Genomic DNA, 17,266 nt, shown 5'->3' on the forward strand with positions numbered 1-17,266 from the left:
TATGACCTTTTTTTTAAGGGAGCTTAAGTTGTTCAGCACTTTGTCGCAAGGCAAAGCAAAATACAAGTGTTAGCGAATTAGTTGTGTCACCAGTATTGTGTTTTATAATAGCGGCGACTATGGCAATTCTTGCCTTTATCTTTTAGCAACTGCCTTTTCAATTTGAAAGTTTGTTGGCTGCAATAAGGGTAAAATTCTCCTTGGCAATTTAGGTAATCTCTAATGCAACTTCTCAAAACAGCTTTTCACCCTGATGTCTCTGCTGTGGATATTTCTCCTACTAGTGAGCTAAAACGAATTGAGCGTCGCGCTTCGCGGGCTATTGTGGTGAAGGGGGAGGATATTTTATTGCTGTATACCCAGCGTTATCACGATTACAGTCTCCCAGGAGGAGGAATTGATGACAATGAGGACGCAATTGCTGGCTTAATTCGAGAGCTCCAAGAAGAAACCGGAGCACAAGGGGTACGTAATATTCAAGCCTTTGCTCGTTATGATGAATATCGTCCTTGGTATAAAGATGATGCAGATATTATTCATATGATTTCTTATTGTTATCTGTGTGAAATTGACGATGAGTTGGGCGACACAGCCTTTGAATCACATGAAGTGAATAATGGTATGAAACCATTGTGGGTAAATATTCATGAGGCTATCGTTCACAATGAAGACGTAATGGTGAATAGCGATAAAAAAGGTCTCTCGATTGAACGAGAAACCTATTTATTAAAATATATTGTTGAAAGGTTGATTGGAGTAGGGGAATTAACAGAATAGTCATTACATTAAGTTCGTTTAATGGCCCTGTAATAAATTAATTTCGCCTAGTTTGTTGTTGAATGAATAATCGAGTGTCTTTAAGTAAATCTACCCTTGCTGTTTCGTTTACATACATCGCATGACCTCCTTGATAGTAGTGGTATTGGATTTGCTCTGCCTTAATGCCATGACGATTTAAGGTATATTCTGCGTCAAAAAAAGGTGTCACTAAATCATAATAACCTGAGGCAACCATCACTTTAAGTGCTGGGTTAATACGTAACGCTTTTGATAAATCATGGGCGGTATTGACATATGTTGGTTCCCAAGCTGAATTGGGTGGGGCAGTCCGCCAACTCCATTGATCAGATAATTCATCATCTGCCGGTGCTAAATAGGTGCGATCCCAAGTGACGCCTAAGTCACTGCGAATATAGCTCATTAGTGCGGCATTAAATGCCGGTGCAATAGCCCCCCCAGCGTCATGGTCGGGAGTGGAATTTAAATCGTCAACTTCATCCACTGTGTATCGTGCATCTAACAATCCAATGGTCAACCCTTTGTCCCGTAAAAGTTCTTTTGCAAAATGAAATCCTTGAATACGTAATTGAGCTCTATCTATGTAACTAGGTGTCAGCCCCGTAAAATAGGCTAATCTATCTCGGATATGGGTTTTTGTTCTTGCATCAAGGGTATTGCCTTTGAATAATGCAGGCATTAATTCATCAGTGGCAAATAGTCGTGCTTGGGAAAGAAAACTTTCTAAATTTTCAGGTTTTGGCTTGATTTTGTCATGATAAACCGCTGCTGCAGCCATGGTCGGTAAATAGGTGATATGGGAAATGATATTATCTTTTACATAGGGGGTTGAACCCTGATAATCCAAGGCCTGAGAAACAAAAATAATGCCATTTAAGCTAATTGATAAGTCTTTTTCCAAAATTTTGGCCACTGCTGCAGCGCGAGTTGTTCCGTAACTTTCGCCGAGTAAGAAGCGTGGTGAATTCCAACGACCATTGGCTGTTATCCAAGTTCTGATAAATTCAGCCATTGACGCCGCATCTTGTTGTAACCCCCAGAATTCTTTACCTTTATGTTCACCCAAGGCCCTAGAAAACCCGGTGCCTACCGGGTCAATGAATACCAGATCAGATACATCGAGTATCGACTCAGGTGTGTCTAATATAGGGTAAGGTGGCGTGCCTGGAAACTGTGCATCGCTTGGTACTTTGACCCTTTTAGGTCCAAAAGCCCCCATATGTAACCATGTTGACGCTGAACCGGGACCACCATTCCAAATAAAAGTAACAGGGCGATTCTGTTGTTTTTTTTCATTTTTGGTGTAAGCGAAGGTAAAAATACTGGCTGTTTCTTTGCCATTTTTATCTTTTAGGTAGGTTTCCCCTGCTGTCGCTGTATAGCTAATATTCTGGTCATTGAAGCGGCCTTTATGCTCGGTAATAAATTGACGGGCTTTGGGTATTGGGGTTACTTCAGGTTTTGTAGCTGCTTTGTCTACAGAATAAGCAACACCACTAAACAAAATATAAATACTAAGAAATACGTTTATGAAAGAACCTTTAAACTTCATGAAAATTAACCCAAGGTAGTTGCTGAAGTTTTATACTACAACACTATTATTTGGAAGAAAATTAGTAATATAGCCACCCCAATGGTCACTGTTGTAAAGAGTGGCTCGTATCAAAAATTCATCGAGAAGGGGGCGCGAAATGTACTTTCAATGAACTTTTAAGAGTACCTTTCGCGGTTTAATAAGTGAATTATTCTTGTTCTTTGTAGCGACGTTCAACCCTATCTAATAAAGCAGGGTTTTCAATTTCTAACACCACAACTTGGCGTAGAATAATTTTGCCTTTTACATCAGATGATGCATCTATTGTTAGGGTAGGTGGATTATGTTCACGGGCTTTTTCACTCCACCAACCTCCGTTATCCTGAGATTCAAACTCTATATCGCCTCCTACCACTGAGCCATCAGTTAGGGTGATACTGCCATTTTTGGTTTTGATGTCATCGCTTACGAAAGTTTGGGTTAGGTAAATGTCACCATTAACAGTGGCTACATCTTTACCCACCATAGAATCAGCGCCAAGGGAAATATTGCCATTAACAGTAGTTACATCACGTTTAACAGATAAATAGGTTTGCGCTTTGATATCGCCATTAACCGTTGATAACTCATGTACCTGCACGTTATTACCTATTTCAATATTGCCATTTACTGCATCAACGTCTCGAGCACTAGCGTTATCTTCAATGGTGATATTGCCATTAACGGATGAAAGGTCACTGACACTTTGGTTTTCGCCAATATCTACGCCGCCAAATACACTGCTGTATTCAACATCATCTCTGTCATTTTTATCGTGTCCGCCTACATGGATGATGCAGCCCGATGTGCTTAGGGTTAACGCGGTAAGTAATGCTGCGGTGGTTAATTTAGAGAGTGTCATAGTTGCCCTTAGTATGTAATGTGTGAATTGTTGTTTTTGAACATGGTTATGTTTGGCTTATTTAGTCGTGTAAGCAGAACATGTGCCATTTATGTAAGTGTCTGATAACTATGCTTATGTTTGTTTTTTGCTAATAGTTAGTCGCAAGTAAACTGCAAAAAGTTAGTTAAATTAGCAAATAATTGGTTAATTACATGGTTTCAACTACAGGCAACCTATTACAAGTTTACCCTAATAGCGGTTTATTGTTCACTGAGTTCTGTGGATTAAGGATATGTGGCTTAAGAACAAAGTTACTTGAATTTATTTGTTACTTAGGACATCTTGCTTAGCTTGTTATATTTTACCTCTTAGTAGTTCGAGACCTTTAATGCTTACAACAGAACAAAAAAAATCTTACCAAAAAAACGGCTATTTGGTTCTAGACCAGTGCTTTTCTGCCGAGCAGATGAGTGTGTTAAAAAACTCAGCGAATAAAATAGTCGCAGACTTTGACCCTAACTCTACCCGCTCTGTTTTTTCTACCGAAGATCATAGCAAAACACGAGATGATTACTTTTTATCCTCTGGCGATAAAGTACGGTGTTTTTTTGAAGAAGATGCCTTTGATGATAAAGGTGAGCTAAAACAAGAAAAGTCTTTGAGTATCAATAAAATCGGTCATGCCCTGCATCGTCTAGTACCGGAATTTATAGCGTTTAGTCATAGCCAAAAAATCAAAGATATTGCATTAGATTTAGGACTTGTTAAACCACAGATTCACCAATCTATGTACATATTTAAACAGCCTAAAATTGGCGGTGTAATACGTTGGCATCAAGATGCGAGCTACTTTTTATCAACACCACTTTCTGTTGTGACGTTTTGGCTTGCAGTGGAAGATGCCACCATAAAAAATGGGTGTTTACAGGTGCAATCGGGTGGGGAGCCTATTCCATTAAAAGAGCAATTTTTACGTTTTCCAGACGACAGTACCGAATTAAAAGTCCTTCATGATATGCCTTGGCCTGATGATGACAGTGCTAAATCTTTAGAGGTGAAAAAGGGCACGTTAGTTGTCTTTAATGGACTGTTACCACACTTTAGTGCGCCTAACCTATCTGATAAATCGCGTCATGCGTTTACCTTGCATATCACATGTGCCAATACTCAATACGCAAAAGAAAATTGGCTGCAAGCAGAGCCAAGCCAACTTTAGTTTTTGTTAAAGCAATACACGTTTACCACTGGCCGCTGATTCAAAGGCGGCCTGCACTACATGAATATCTCGCAGGCCTTCTTCTCCTGGCACCAGTATGGGTCCTTTATTTAAAATGGCCAGTGCATCGTCATCCATTTGGATCGCTTGTTGTAGACCTTTAATGGGGGGGAAATGTCTTCCGTCACTTGTTAAACCAGTTACCCCACTATATTCCGACATCGGGCTTAATTGATACCAACCTTTTTCACAATCTAGTTTAATTTGGTTAAAGCCCTTCACCATACTGGTGGCACACTCAGCCATTAATCCTTCAGGAAACTCAAGGGTAAAATAGGTGGTTTCGTCTACTTCTTTAAATATCTGTGGATGAGATTTATCATGCCTTGCTGAAATTGCTATTGGCTCAAGACCAGTTAAAAATCTAGCGCCATTAAGTGGGTATACACCCATATCATACATGGCGCCTCCACCCATTGCCTTTTTCATTCGCCAATTTTCGGCTGCCATGCCATTACCTGCATAGCCTGCTTGGCTGAGAATACTTTGTATTTTTCCATAGGGGGGTGAATGCTTAAACTCCATCAATGTGCGAGTGTTAGGTTCATGTTGCATGCGATAACCCACAGTAAGCTGCACTTTGTTTTTATTGCATACATCGATAATTTGTTGGCACTGTTGGGTGGTCATTGCCATGGGTTTTTCACACCAAACATGTTTACCCGCATTAGCTGCTATCTCACAATATTTAAGGTGTAATGCTGTAGGTACAACAATATAAATGGCGTCTATATCTGGGTTGTTGGCGATTTCGTGCATGTTGTCGTAGGAGTACACGTTTTTGTCTGGGATTGAATAACGTTGCTGCCATTGGGGAATTTTGCTTGGAGAGCCGGTGACAATGCCGCGCAATTCACAATGTTGAGTGAGCTCTAATGCTGGAGCCAACAATTCTTTGCTGTAATAACCTAAGCCAACAAGTGCAACTCCTAGCTTCTTTTTGGGTTGACTATGGGCATTAAAGGCCAAGCTAGTCGATAAACTCGTGGCTATCCCCGAAGCTGCAATTTGCAGAAAGTGTCTACGTGATAATTTAGACATGGCCCTACCTTTATTTGTTGAGGTTAACTTTAGAGCATATGAAATATCCTTATGCCCTATGTTTTGTTTCAGTTATCAGTGTTATTTAATGTAGTATTTGGGTCAAATTATATAACCCTGCTATTTTATGAACCCGAGTAAAAGACCAGTGTATCAATTAGAAAATTTCAGTTTAAAAGATCAGGTGTCACCGCAAGAGTGGCAAGCTCGAGTGGATTTAGCGGCCTGTTATCGGCTGGTGGCCGCTCATGGTTGGGGAGATTTAATCTATACCCATTTATCGGCAAGAGTGCCGCACACAGACCATTATTTAGTGAATGCCTTTGGTTTAACCTTTGATGAAGTGACCGCTTCTAATTTAGTCAAAGTGGATCTGTCAGGCAAGGTATTAGATGGTTCGCCTTATCAGATTAACCCTGCAGGTTTTACAATCCACAGTGCCATCCACGAAGTACGTCATGACGCCCAATGTGTGATTCATTTACATACTAAAGCCACTATTACTGTGGCGACGGTGCAAGGTGGGTTAAAGCCTTGGAGTCAATATGCAATGTTTTCGTTGTCGTCATTAAGTTATCACGGTTACGAAGGATTGGCGGTGGATGAGGATGAAAAGGCGCGTTTGCAAGCTGATCTTGGCCAAAGCAATCACATGTTGCTGCATAATCACGGTGGTCTCACTTTAGGTCCCACAGTAGGAGATGCGTTTATGCGTTTTTATGATTTACAACGAGCCTGCGAAATTCAAATGGAATTGATGCAAAGTGGTCAAGGTGTAATTGAAATCCCCCAAGAGATTGTTGACGGTATCTATGCTCAAGCAAATATTGTGCATAGCGGTGAAACCGGTGGTCAAAAAGCTTGGCCTGCTATGTTAAGAAAGGCTTACAAATTGGATCCCTCATTTTGTGAATAGGGTGTTCAGTGGAATTGCTAGTTAAAGATTATTAAAAATAGGAAAAAACATGAAAATTAACCGTGTTGAAATTTTCGACATTCATTGCCCCAAACGTCCGCCTTGGAATCCTGTGTTTATTCGTATTCATACTGATGAAGGCGTTTCTGGCGTAGGTGAAGCAGGCCTCGCTTATGATTTAGGTCATAGCGCGGCAGCCCATATGATTAAAGAAATTGCCGAAGCTATGTTAATTGGTTTTAACCCCATGAATACCGAATTGTTATGGTCGCGTATGCTACGTGAAAGCTTCTGGGGATTGGGCGGTGGTCCAGTGTTGTATGCTGCTATGAGTGCCATCGATACTGCGCTGTGGGACATTAAAGGTAAAGTATTTGGTGTGCCCGTTTATCAGCTTTTAGGCGGTAAAACCAACGGAAAATTGCGAACCTACGCTAGCCAATTACAGTTCGATTGGGATAAAGAATGCACTAAGTTGACTCAACCTGAGCAATACGCAGAAGCAGCATTAAAGGCAGTGGCCGAAGGATATGATGCGGTAAAAGTCGATCCCATAGTCTATGACAGCGATGGTAATTCATCTTTTGATCGAACCAAATTGTTCACTAAACCTCAAATGCGATTATTCGGAGACCGTTTACGTGCTATCCGCAGTGCAGTGGGTTCAGATGTAGACATTATCTTTGAGTCACACTCATTAATGGGCGCGGCTTCAGCGATTCAAATGGGAGAATTGGTAGAAGAAGTAGGCTGCATGATGTACGAAGAGCCAGTGAACTACTTGAATTCAGCGGTGCATAAAAAAGTCGCTGAAAACGTACGCGTACCTATTGCTGGTGGCGAACGACTTTATCACCGCTGGGATGTGCGCCCTTACTTTGAAGATCAAAGCATTGATGTATTGCAACCCGATGTAGGCTTATGCGGCGGATTTACCGAAACCAAAAAAGTCTGTGATTACGCCGATGTCTACGACATTCGTATTCAAGCCCATGTGTGCGGCGGGCCTGTCGCCACTGCAGCCAGTTTGCATTTAGAAACCGCTATCCCTAATTTTTTAATTCATGAGCATCATACTTATGCCATTAAAGACTGGAATCGCGAACTATGTATTCAAGATCCACAACCCGTTAACGGTTTTTTTGAAGTATCAGAAGCGCCGGGAATAGGCATTGAATTGAACGACGAAGTGGTTTATCGCTCACCGCATATGGAAGTGAAATAGGGTGAGGTTTGAAGCTTAGGAAGAGTAGGGGGCATTTAGTGATAATGGCGTTCACTATGGGTACTGGTGTCACTCGCGACAGCCGCATTTCCGGCTAGAATTTTTTTAATCGCACTTTTTTATTGCTGGTTTGAAAACCTAATCATTGGGTGTTAGATTGCCAAGCTAACTATCCAATGAAAACAATAAGATAAGTGTTATGAAAAAAGCATGTACGTTGACTAGTGTAATGCTGATAGCTGGCTTACAAACGACAGTGGCAAAAGAGGGCATGTTCACCCCCGAACAACTCCCCCTAATTAAAAATGATTTACAGACAACGGGTCTAAAAATTTCTCCCGAATCACTATCTAGTTTGACCGGTTTTCCTATGGGAGCGGTTGTATCACTAGGTGGTTGCTCAGCGTCCTTTGTTTCACCTAAAGGATTAGCAGTGACAAACCATCATTGTGCCCGAGGTTCGGTGCAATTTAATAGCACTGCGGAAAATAATTATTTAGAAAATGGTTTTTTGGCTAAAAAATTCAGTGATGAACTACCAGCTGCACCTGGATCTCGTATCTATGTAACAGAGGCGTTTAGTGATGTCACTGAAAAAGTCATAGGCAACATAGCAGATACATTGCAGGGTAAAGCGCGATATGACGAAATTACTAAGCGACGTAAAGCTCTGATCGCCGAATGTGAGCAAGATGAAGACTACCGTTGTTCTGTCAGCTCTTTTTATTCAGGCAAAGAATATAAACTTATTAAGCAACTTGAAATTAAAGATGTGCGCATTGCCTATTCACCTGCAGACGCAGTAGGTAAATATGGTGGTGATATTGATAATTGGATGTGGCCACGCCATACCGGTGACTTTGCTTTTTACCGTGCCTATGTTGATAAAAATGGCAAGCCAACAGAGTACAGTGAAGACAACGTCCCTTACGAACCCAAACATTTCTTAAAAGTGTCGGCTAAAGGCCTTGATGATGGCGACTTTGTGATGGTGGCTGGTTATCCTGGTTCCACTAATCGTTATGCTTTGTTGTCAAATGTTCAGCATGTGTTTTCTTGGTTATATCCTACTTACATAGGCATAGTCAGTGAATGGGTTGAGACAATTGAGAAAAGTGCACCAATGGGCAGTGACGCCCGGGTTAAGTATGAATCATCATTAGCCGGCCTAAATAACTTTATGAAAAATACCAAAGGCCAGTTAGAAGGTGCTCAGAGAGTGGGTTTAGTAGATCGAAGAGCAGAACGCGAAGCGCAGCTGGAACAGTGGTTGAATAAAGATAGCAGTCGTCTAGATGTGGCTAAATCAATTGCAAAACTTAACGAAATAGCCAAGCAAAAAGCCGTTACTGACAAACAAGATTTTTGGTATGGCTTTGCAACTCGCCCGGCGCTTTTGGGTGTAGCACAAAACCTATATAGGTTATCTATTGAAAGGCAAAAACCTGATACAGAACGCGAGCAAGGATATCAAGACAGAGACTTAGAGCGTATTGAAGAACGTATGAAGCGGCTTGATCGCCGCTTTGATGCCAGCGTTGATATGGCACTTTGGCAAATGTACTTGGCAAATTATTTAGCAGAGCCTAAAGAGCATCGTGTACTGGCTCTAGACAAAGCTCTTGGTCTAGATGAAGCAGGTGATTTGAGTGCAAAGTTGGGCACCTATTATAAAAATACTCGCCTCAACCAAGTTGAAGAGCGCCTAGCTCTGATGACAGCGACCCAAACTGAGTTAGAAGCGAGCAGTGACCCATTCATGCAGCTGGCCGTTGCTTTGTACGATGAAGAAATGAAACGTGAGAACGAATCTAAAGAACGTGCTGGGAAACTGGCCGCGCTGCAGCCAACTTATATGAAAGCCATTATCGAATGGCAACAAAGCAAAGGCCAGGTTCTGTATCCTGATGCTAATAGCACGTTAAGAGTGACCTATGGTAATGTGATGGGCGGCTCTCCTAAAGATGGCCTGATTTATGAGCCTTTTACTCGCTTAGAAGGCATAGTCGAAAAGGACACGGGGGTTGAACCCTTTAATTCACCCAAGGCTCAGTTAGGCCTAATTGAAAACAAACGATACGGCGATTACACCCTTGATAAGATTGGCAGTGTGCCGGTGAACTTTTTGAGTGACCTAGACACCACAGGCGGTAACTCAGGCTCTGCAACCTTAAATGCTAATGCTGAATTAGTAGGCTTGCTGTTTGATGGTACCTTTGAAAGTGTCAACTCAGATTGGGATTTTGATCCACGTACTACACGTAGTATCCATGTTGATTCACGTTACATGCTATGGGTAATGGAATATTTAGATAATGCTGAAAATCTAATTGAAGAAATGACAATCGTTAAATAGAAAAATAAGCTGTAGTTACAGAAATTGTTTAGTGAGAAGTAAGTCAATCAGCTGAACCTGTAAACATTAAAAAGCCCAGTGTGAAACAGGTCACACTGGGCTTTTCTTTTAGCTTTTATTTTTGATTAAGCGGCGTTAGCTTGTACGCTTTCTTTTTCGTTCACTAACTCTAGATTTTCATCTAACAAATCCATATCAAAAGTAAACTCGTCTACACGGATAGCCAACTTACGTTTGTCGTTGTATTCGATGACTAACGCGACTTCTTGGGCGGTTAATTCACCGGCTTCTTGTAATTTACTTACCGCATTTTCAAAAGAAACATAAGGTATCACTGGCACTTTACGCAGTGCTTTCTGAATTTTCTTCAGCTGTGGCATCACAGCATGTTTGGCTTTGAACGCTTGCTCATTGATATGGTTACCATCTCCAGGGATGACTTTCACCAAATGAGTTAACTGGGCTTTGATACTTGTGTCTTGCATCGAGGCCTCAGACAGTTTGCGTTTTAAGTCGTCGGAAATGCCTTTAACAGCAGTGGTGTAAGTATTGGTTAATACACGCATTAAACCGCGTACCGCTGTGTTAGGGAAATTCACGATAAATTCATTTAGCGCGGTTTCGCCTTTATTTAAACACCACTGAATAGCGTATTCGAAGTAAGGTAAAGCTTCACTGCGGTTTTCAACGCGTTGCTCATAGAAACGCACCACAGCCATGGCGGCATACATGTAACTCATAACGTCACCAAGACGTGCTGATAACATTTCAGCTTTTTTCAAATCACCACCTAATACCAATAATGACAAGTCAGCCATTGGCGCTAATTTAGCAGCGAGGGCATTCATACGTTTTTCATATTGACGCACTTCTGGCAAGGCTGATTCTGCACCACGAGTGAAAGGTAGGTAACTTTTCGATAAGCTTCGGAATGCATTTTTGACGCTAAAAGCAACCGTTTTACCTAAGACTTTATTGAATCGCGCATCTGCACCTTTTTCAGTGCTGTGGATCAAATCCACCATTTCTTTCAAATGTGGATGACAACGCATTGTGCCTTGCCCAAAAATCATCAGACTACGGGTTAGGATATTGGCACCTTCCACAGTAATGGCGATAGGTAGAGAAACATAAGCACTGGCTAAGGTGTTTTGTGGACCACGTTGGATGGCTTTACCAGCTTGGATATCCATAGCTGTATTGACTACATCTCGACCTAGCTCCGTCATATGGTATTTGGCCATAGCCGTGACCACACCTGGTTTAAGACCAAGATTAAGACCTTCTGTGGTTAATACTCGCATGGCTTCAAGAATGAAGGTTTTACCTGCAATGTCAGCCATCTCTTCTTGAATACCTTCAAAGCGGCCAATGGGCACACCAAATTGTTCACGTACAAATGAATATTCAGCCGTTGACTTAAATGCGGTCTGAGCAGAAGCCACGCCCATCGCTGGTAGTGAAATTCCGCGGCCAGCGCCTAAACAGGCGACTAACATCTGCCAACCACGGCCTATGTTATCTTGTCCACCGATAACAAAATCCATTGGGATAAACACATCTTGTCCACGAGTGGTGCCGTTATAAAACTTCACGCCCAAGGGATCATGACGATTACCTAACTCAACACCTGGGTGTGATTTAGGGATAAGGGCACACGTAATACCAAGCTCAACTTGATCACCTAATAAGCCATCGACATCAAATACCTTGAAGGCTAAACCTAATACAGTGGCAATAGGTGCAAGGGTAATGTAGCGCTTGTCCCAAGAAACCTTAAGGCCAATGACTTCTTTACCATCCCACATGCCTTTAGTGACTATGCCTGCGTCTGGGATCGCACCGGCATCAGAACCCGCTTCTGGGCTGGTTAAGGCAAAACAAGGGATATCCTGACCCACTGCTAGGCGTGGTAAGTAGTGATTTTGTTGTTCAGCCGTGCCGTAATGCATCAATAACTCGCCAGGACCTAATGAATTAGGCACCATAACTGTGACTGCTAATGCACCACTTTTGGCGGCCAATGTCGCCACTATGGTGGAGTTGGCGTAAGGGGTAAACTCTAAACCACCAAATTTCTTAGGAATGATTAACGCGAAAAATTTGTTAACAGACAGAAAATCTAAGATATTTTGAGGAAGATGCTTAGCTGTTTGTAAGTCGAAGTCATCTACCATTGCCAGTACTTCTGCTACTGGGCCATCTAAAAACGCCTGTTCGTCGGCACTCAACTTGGCACTAGGTACAGCGCGCAATGCATGCATGTCAGGTTTACCCTGATAAATAGAAGATTCTAACCACACATCACCGGCTTCTAACGCTTCTTGCTCAGTAATTGAAATAGGGGGTAATACTTTTTTAAGACTTGTTCTAATACTCATTTTTAGCTCATCCGCTCATCTGACCAGTTGGTGTTTATAATACTAGTTTTCACAAAAAGATCAAAATTCTTTGGTATGTTAGTGAATCGGTTGTTACCTAAATGTATTCGTTTGACAGACAAAAACGAGATTTATCAATGGTATAGTTAGAAATATCGATGATTAAATTAAATACAATTATTTTTGAAGATAGTGACACTCAGAGTCAAATTAGGTGATTGAAAAGTAGTCGTTATTTATCGAGTATCAGTATTTAGGCATGGAGTTTATGGCTAACATGCTATTCTGGATGTGTTGATTTGTTCAGCAATGCCGATGAATATTGAAGATGGACACATTGAATGAATGGGGTGGGATGATTACGTGAACAACACTTGGCTAGACTTTTCAGTTAACCGTCCTAAAACGGTGCTTATTATTGGATTTTTGCTCATTTTTGCGACGGCTTTTGGTGCCAAAAATTTGTATTTTCGTGGTGATTATAAGGTGTTTTTCGAAGAGACCAATCCGCAAAGAATGGCATTTGAGCAGATGCAAAATACCTTTAGTAAAAATGATGGTGCGAGCATCATCATAGCGCCCAAGTCAGGCAACGTTTTTAATTTACAGACATTGTCTTTGATACACGAAATGACTAAAGAGGCGCAACAAACGCCTTTATCTATTCGTGTAGATTCTTTGACTAACTTCCAGCATACCTGGGCTGAAGATGATGACATGATTGTTGAAGACCTAGTCTACAAATTGGCTGATCTTAACCCTCAAAGATTTGACTATATTCGCAATGTGGCATTAAACGAGCCTAATTTGGTAAACCGACTGGTTTCGCCAAAGGGGGATGTCGCTGTTATTAACATTTCTGTCAATTTACCAGATGGAGACCAAACAGCAGAAGTGATTGAGGTAACGGATTCGGTAAAATCACTATCTGACAAATATAAAGCTAAATACCCAGAACATGATTTTTATCATACAGGTGTCGTTTTAATGAATTACTCATTTGCTTCATTTGCTCAACGAGACTTCAGTACTATCGTACCCCTGATGTTTTTGACCGTTATCGTAATAATGTGGTTATTGTTAAAAACCGCTGTAGGTACCTTTTCCACTGTAGTTATTATTGCTTCTAGTATTGCCGCAACTATGGGGGTGGCAGGTTGGTTTGGTATGTTTATGAGTACAGCAACTGTGAATGTGCCCACTATGGTGATGACGCTCGCCGTTGCTGATTGTATTCATGTTATATCAACTATGTTATACGGTATGCACTTAGGGAAAGACAAAAAGGAAGCCTTGAGATATAGCCTTACTCTGAACAAAATGCCTATCTTTATTACCAGTGCCACTACAGGTGTTGGTTTCTTAACCCTTAACTTTTCAGCCGTGCCTATTTTAGCCGATTTAGGTAATTTAACGGCACTAGGTGTCATCTTTGCCTGTGTGTTTTCCCTGACCCTTTTGCCGGCGCTGATTATGGTTTTGCCTATTAAACAGTTGCCTAAACACTCATCTAACACTCACTTGAGTTATACGGAAAAGTTTGGAGAATGGGTTATCAACCACCATAAGAGGATTTTACCTTTTACTTTGTTGGCCACTGTTATTGCAATTAGTTTCTCCTTCAAAAATCATTTAAATGACGTTCCAACTGCTTATTTTGATAAAAGTACTGAATTTCGGCAGTCTACGGATTTTCAACAACAACATCTAAGTGGCATGACAAACTTAGATTTCACGGTTTTCAGCAACGAAGATTCAGGTATTAATCAACCACAAACGCTGCAACAGATTGAAGCGTTCAGTCAATGGCTTAGAGGGCAGCCAGAAATTGACCATGTGTCGACTATCACAGATACCTTCAAACGCTTAAACAAAAATATGCACGGTGATGATCCTAATTATTACCAGATTCCAGACGATAGAGAGTTAGCCGCTCAGTATTTACTGTTATATGAAATGTCACTGCCTTATGGGTTGGACTTAACAAATCAACTCGATATGAACAAGTCGGCCACGCGCGTTATGACTATGGTCAAGAATGTTGGTAGTAAAGAGCTCACAGCCCTTGAGAGTAAAGCACAGCAATGGTTTGCAGCAAATGCTCCAAATTTAATATTGACTGTGGCGAGTCCCGGCTTGATGTTTGCTCACATAGGCGAGGCAAATATGGCGAGTATGTTAGAAGGGACTTTAGTTGCGCTGGTACTTATTTCAGGTCTTCTGATCTTTGCACTTAAATCCTTCAAAATGGGGCTGATAAGCCTGTTGCCGAATTTGTTACCTGCTGGCATAGGCTTTGGTGTTTGGGGTATTTATTCCGGCGAAGTGAACTTGGGTCTTTCCGTAGTGCTTAGTATGACTTTAGGCATAATTGTTGATGATACTGTGCATTTTTTAAGTAAGTACCGCCATGCTAGGGTGAGCGGTAATGACGCTGAACAAAGTGTGCGATATGCATTTGCCAGTGTAGGCAGAGCGTTATGGATTACTACTTTAGTCTTAGCAACTGGATTTTCGATACTGATGCTGTCACCATTCGCTTTGAATTCAGAAATGGGCATGTTAACCAGCATTATCATTGTGGTTGCTTTGGCGGTTGATTTCTTGTTTTTACCGCCATTTTTAATGGCCTTTGACAGAAAAAATATTAAGCAGGAGTTTACCCATGAATAGATATCTACTTTCTTACGCGACAATAATTGCGTTGGTGTTAACTATTATGACCTATTCTTTTAGTAGTCATGCAGAATCGGCCCAAGAGAAGGGGCTCGCTATTGCAAAAGAGCGCAAGCTAAGAGACAAGGGGTGGGGAGATAGCAGCGGCAACATGAGTATGATTTTACGCAATGCCCAAGGCGAGGAAGTGGAGCGTAAAATGCGTTTGAAGTCATTGGAACTGTTTGATGACGGAGATAAAGGGTTAACTATTTTTGATCAGCCACTAGATGTAAAAGGTACCGTATTCTTAAACTTCACTCATGCCAAAGAGCCCGACGACCAATGGATGTATTTGCCTAAATTGAGTAAAGTAAAACGTATTCGTTCGCGAAATAAATCAGGCCCATTTATGGGTAGTGAGTTTGCATTTGAAGATATGAGTTCATTTGAAATCGAAAAATATGAATTCAAATATCTACGGGACGAAACTTATGAGGGACAAGCTAGTTTTGTAATCGAACAGGTTCCCACAGACGAAAATTCAGGTTATTCAAAACAAATAGTTTGGGTCGATAAAAAGCATTATAGAGTATTAAAAATTGAGTTTTATGATCGTAAAGGTAGCTTACTTAAAGAACTGGTTAACTACGACTTTGCCTTGTATCTAGACAAGTATTGGCGCCCTTTGCGAGTTGAGATGTTTAATGAACAAAATGGTAAAAGCACTGAACTCATTACCCATGAATTAAATTTTAATACAGGGTTAACGGAAAATGATTTCAACAAGGGAACTTTGAAGAATGTTCGATAATTTTCACTATATTTTTAAAAATGTTTAAAGGATCCACATTGAAGAAACTGCTCCCAATTATTGCATTTTTGCCGACTTTTGTATTCGCTGACTTTGAATACACCGGTAGCGCAGCTGTTGAACAGCGTTATTTTTTCCAAGATGCACTTTATCCTCAGCAGGAAAGAGCAAATTTATCAGTCTATTTTGCTCCGCAAGCCTATACCTCATTTAACGGTGGTAATGACAGCATAGTGTTCAAAGGTTTTTATCGTTTTGATCAGCAAGATGAAGAAAGGACTCATGGCGATATTCGTGAATTTAAATGGACACACAGTGGTGATGAGTGGGAAGTACAAACAGGGATTGGTAAAGTATTTTGGGGGCAAACTGAATCATTGCATCTAGTTGATATTATTAATCAAACTGACGCAATTGAAGCCATTGACGGAGAAGATAAATTAGGGCAACCCATGGTCACGTTTTCTCTGTTTAAAGATTGGGGAAATACCACGGCTTTTGTTTTGCCTTATTTCAGAGAGCGAACATTTTCAGGTAGCGATGGGCGATTCAGGGCTGCTATACCAGTAGACACCGACAATCCGATTTTTGAATCAGAAGACGAAGAAAAAAATCTTGATTGGGCTCTTAGATGGCAACATACCTTAGGCGATTGGGAAGTTGGCTTATCGTATTTTGATGGCACCTCTAGAGAGCCTGATTTTGTGGTTGGCGAAAATGAATTATTAGAGCCAAGTTTGCGCCCGTTTTATCCACAATTACAGCAAGCAGGTATAGACGTGTTGGCGCTGTTGGGTGGCTGGATAGTTAAGTTCGAAGGTGTGCAACGTAAGGTCATGGAACAAAGTTACACTGCCTTTGTAGGTGGTTTTGAATATTCCTTTATAGGCTTGTTTGATAGTGTCTATGATATTAATTGGTTAATGGAATACCAGTATGACGGTCGTGAAGATCTGACCACTGTGATTTCTCAAAATGACTTAATGTTAGGTACAAGGCTTGTATTTAACGATATTGATGGCACGCAAATTTTAGCGGGTGTGGTGCAAGATCTCGATTATTCAAACGTAAGATCCGGCTTTATCGAAGCGTCTAGTCGCATCAATGATCACTGGAAGTGGCGAGTTGATGCCTGGCTGTTTTCCAGTGACGAGTCTGTTGAACCTAGTTATATGTTACGTCGTGATGATTATGTACAACTTAGCTTAGAATATTACTTCTGAGTCGATTAACGCTAAAAACTTATTAACCACAAAGAACACAGAGGAAAAGAATAAGAAGAGTAATCATTCATATATTCTTCTCTGTGCAGCGGAGCGTTCTGTGGTTCAAATGTTTTTATATTTAGCTATAAAAAAAACGGTCTCAAATGAGGCCGTTTTTTTAG

General features: G+C 41.1%; 12 protein-coding genes. 8 read left to right on the forward strand and 4 right to left on the reverse strand.

Annotation, left to right across the window (positions count from 1 at the left end):
* Nucleotides 1-222 precede the first annotated feature (222 nt).
* Entirely contained in the window at nucleotides 223-777 is a 555-nt protein-coding gene (locus AAC000_RS15660; RefSeq protein WP_339723883.1) for an NUDIX hydrolase, read from the forward strand.
* A gap of 37 nt (nucleotides 778-814) precedes the next feature.
* Here the strand turns inward: AAC000_RS15660 and AAC000_RS15665 are convergent, their stop codons facing one another.
* Nucleotides 815-2,350: a serine carboxypeptidase gene (locus tag AAC000_RS15665; RefSeq protein WP_339723885.1), complete on the reverse strand. Its 1,536-nt coding sequence runs from the start codon at nucleotides 2,348-2,350 to the stop codon at nucleotides 815-817.
* A 190-nt stretch (nucleotides 2,351-2,540) separates the two neighbouring features.
* Nucleotides 2,541-3,233 carry a hypothetical protein gene (locus tag AAC000_RS15670; protein ID WP_339723886.1) on the reverse strand — a complete coding sequence of 231 codons (693 nt, stop codon included), beginning with the start codon at nucleotides 3,231-3,233 and terminating at the stop codon, nucleotides 2,541-2,543.
* Nucleotides 3,234-3,603: 370 nt separating this feature from the next.
* Here AAC000_RS15670 and AAC000_RS15675 point away from each other — a divergent pair, with 370 nt between their 5' ends.
* Nucleotides 3,604-4,431 (forward strand): phytanoyl-CoA dioxygenase family protein, encoded by an 828-nt coding sequence (locus AAC000_RS15675; RefSeq protein WP_339723888.1) that lies wholly within the window; start codon nucleotides 3,604-3,606, stop codon nucleotides 4,429-4,431.
* Between the two features lie 6 nt (nucleotides 4,432-4,437).
* Here the strand turns inward: AAC000_RS15675 and AAC000_RS15680 are convergent, their stop codons facing one another.
* Nucleotides 4,438-5,532 (reverse strand): Gfo/Idh/MocA family oxidoreductase, encoded by a 1,095-nt coding sequence (locus AAC000_RS15680; protein WP_339723890.1) that lies wholly within the window; start codon nucleotides 5,530-5,532, stop codon nucleotides 4,438-4,440.
* 148 nt (nucleotides 5,533-5,680) lie between these two features.
* Between AAC000_RS15680 and AAC000_RS15685 the strand changes: the two genes are divergently transcribed.
* From AAC000_RS15685 to AAC000_RS15695, 3 genes are all read left to right on the forward strand, one after another.
* Nucleotides 5,681-6,448 (forward strand): class II aldolase/adducin family protein, encoded by a 768-nt coding sequence (locus AAC000_RS15685; RefSeq protein ID WP_339723892.1) that lies wholly within the window; start codon nucleotides 5,681-5,683, stop codon nucleotides 6,446-6,448.
* Between the two features lie 49 nt (nucleotides 6,449-6,497).
* Nucleotides 6,498-7,673 carry a mandelate racemase/muconate lactonizing enzyme family protein gene (locus tag AAC000_RS15690; protein ID WP_339723894.1) on the forward strand — a complete coding sequence of 392 codons (1,176 nt, stop codon included), beginning with the start codon at nucleotides 6,498-6,500 and terminating at the stop codon, nucleotides 7,671-7,673.
* 199 nt (nucleotides 7,674-7,872) lie between these two features.
* The gene (locus AAC000_RS15695; RefSeq protein WP_339723896.1) at nucleotides 7,873-10,029 is read left to right on the forward strand and encodes a S46 family peptidase; all 2,157 of its coding nucleotides are present in this window, start codon (nucleotides 7,873-7,875) and stop codon (nucleotides 10,027-10,029) included.
* 125 nt (nucleotides 10,030-10,154) lie between these two features.
* Here AAC000_RS15695 and AAC000_RS15700 read toward each other — a convergent pair whose 3' ends face one another.
* A complete protein-coding gene (locus AAC000_RS15700) occupies nucleotides 10,155-12,410 on the reverse strand; it encodes an acyl-CoA dehydrogenase (RefSeq protein WP_339723898.1) in 2,256 nt (751 codons plus the stop codon).
* A gap of 363 nt (nucleotides 12,411-12,773) precedes the next feature.
* On the opposite strand from AAC000_RS15700, the gene AAC000_RS15705 reads away from it, so the two are divergent.
* The 3 genes from AAC000_RS15705 to AAC000_RS15715 are packed head-to-tail and all read left to right on the forward strand — an operon-like array spanning nucleotide 12,774 to nucleotide 17,102.
* On the forward strand, nucleotides 12,774-15,083 hold the full coding sequence (locus tag AAC000_RS15705; RefSeq protein ID WP_339723899.1) for an MMPL family transporter: 2,310 nt from the start codon (nucleotides 12,774-12,776) through the stop codon (nucleotides 15,081-15,083).
* Nucleotides 15,084-15,129: 46 nt separating this feature from the next.
* Nucleotides 15,130-15,879, forward strand: coding sequence for an outer membrane lipoprotein-sorting protein (locus AAC000_RS15710; protein ID WP_339723974.1), 750 nt, complete (start codon nucleotides 15,130-15,132; stop codon nucleotides 15,877-15,879).
* Between the two features lie 38 nt (nucleotides 15,880-15,917).
* Nucleotides 15,918-17,102 (forward strand): hypothetical protein, encoded by a 1,185-nt coding sequence (locus AAC000_RS15715; protein WP_339723901.1) that lies wholly within the window; start codon nucleotides 15,918-15,920, stop codon nucleotides 17,100-17,102.
* Nucleotides 17,103-17,266: the final 164 nt, after the last annotated feature.

The sequence above is a fragment of the uncultured Paraglaciecola sp. genome (assembly GCF_963977085.1).
Taxonomy (GTDB): Bacteria; Pseudomonadota; Gammaproteobacteria; order Enterobacterales; family Alteromonadaceae; genus Paraglaciecola.

Coding starts and splice junctions, on each gene's coding strand:
- AAC000_RS15660 (WP_339723883.1), top strand. CDS start 223: ATGCAACTTCTCAAAACAGCTTTTCACCCTGATGTCTCTGCTGTGGAT.
- AAC000_RS15665 (WP_339723885.1), bottom strand. CDS start 2,350: ATGAAGTTTAAAGGTTCTTTCATAAACGTATTTCTTAGTATTTATATT.
- AAC000_RS15670 (WP_339723886.1), bottom strand. CDS start 3,233: ATGACACTCTCTAAATTAACCACCGCAGCATTACTTACCGCGTTAACC.
- AAC000_RS15675 (WP_339723888.1), top strand. CDS start 3,604: ATGCTTACAACAGAACAAAAAAAATCTTACCAAAAAAACGGCTATTTG.
- AAC000_RS15680 (WP_339723890.1), bottom strand. CDS start 5,532: ATGTCTAAATTATCACGTAGACACTTTCTGCAAATTGCAGCTTCGGGG.
- AAC000_RS15690 (WP_339723894.1), top strand. CDS start 6,498: ATGAAAATTAACCGTGTTGAAATTTTCGACATTCATTGCCCCAAACGT.
- AAC000_RS15695 (WP_339723896.1), top strand. CDS start 7,873: ATGAAAAAAGCATGTACGTTGACTAGTGTAATGCTGATAGCTGGCTTA.
- AAC000_RS15700 (WP_339723898.1), bottom strand. CDS start 12,410: ATGAGTATTAGAACAAGTCTTAAAAAAGTATTACCCCCTATTTCAATT.
- AAC000_RS15710 (WP_339723974.1), top strand. CDS start 15,130: ATGACCTATTCTTTTAGTAGTCATGCAGAATCGGCCCAAGAGAAGGGG.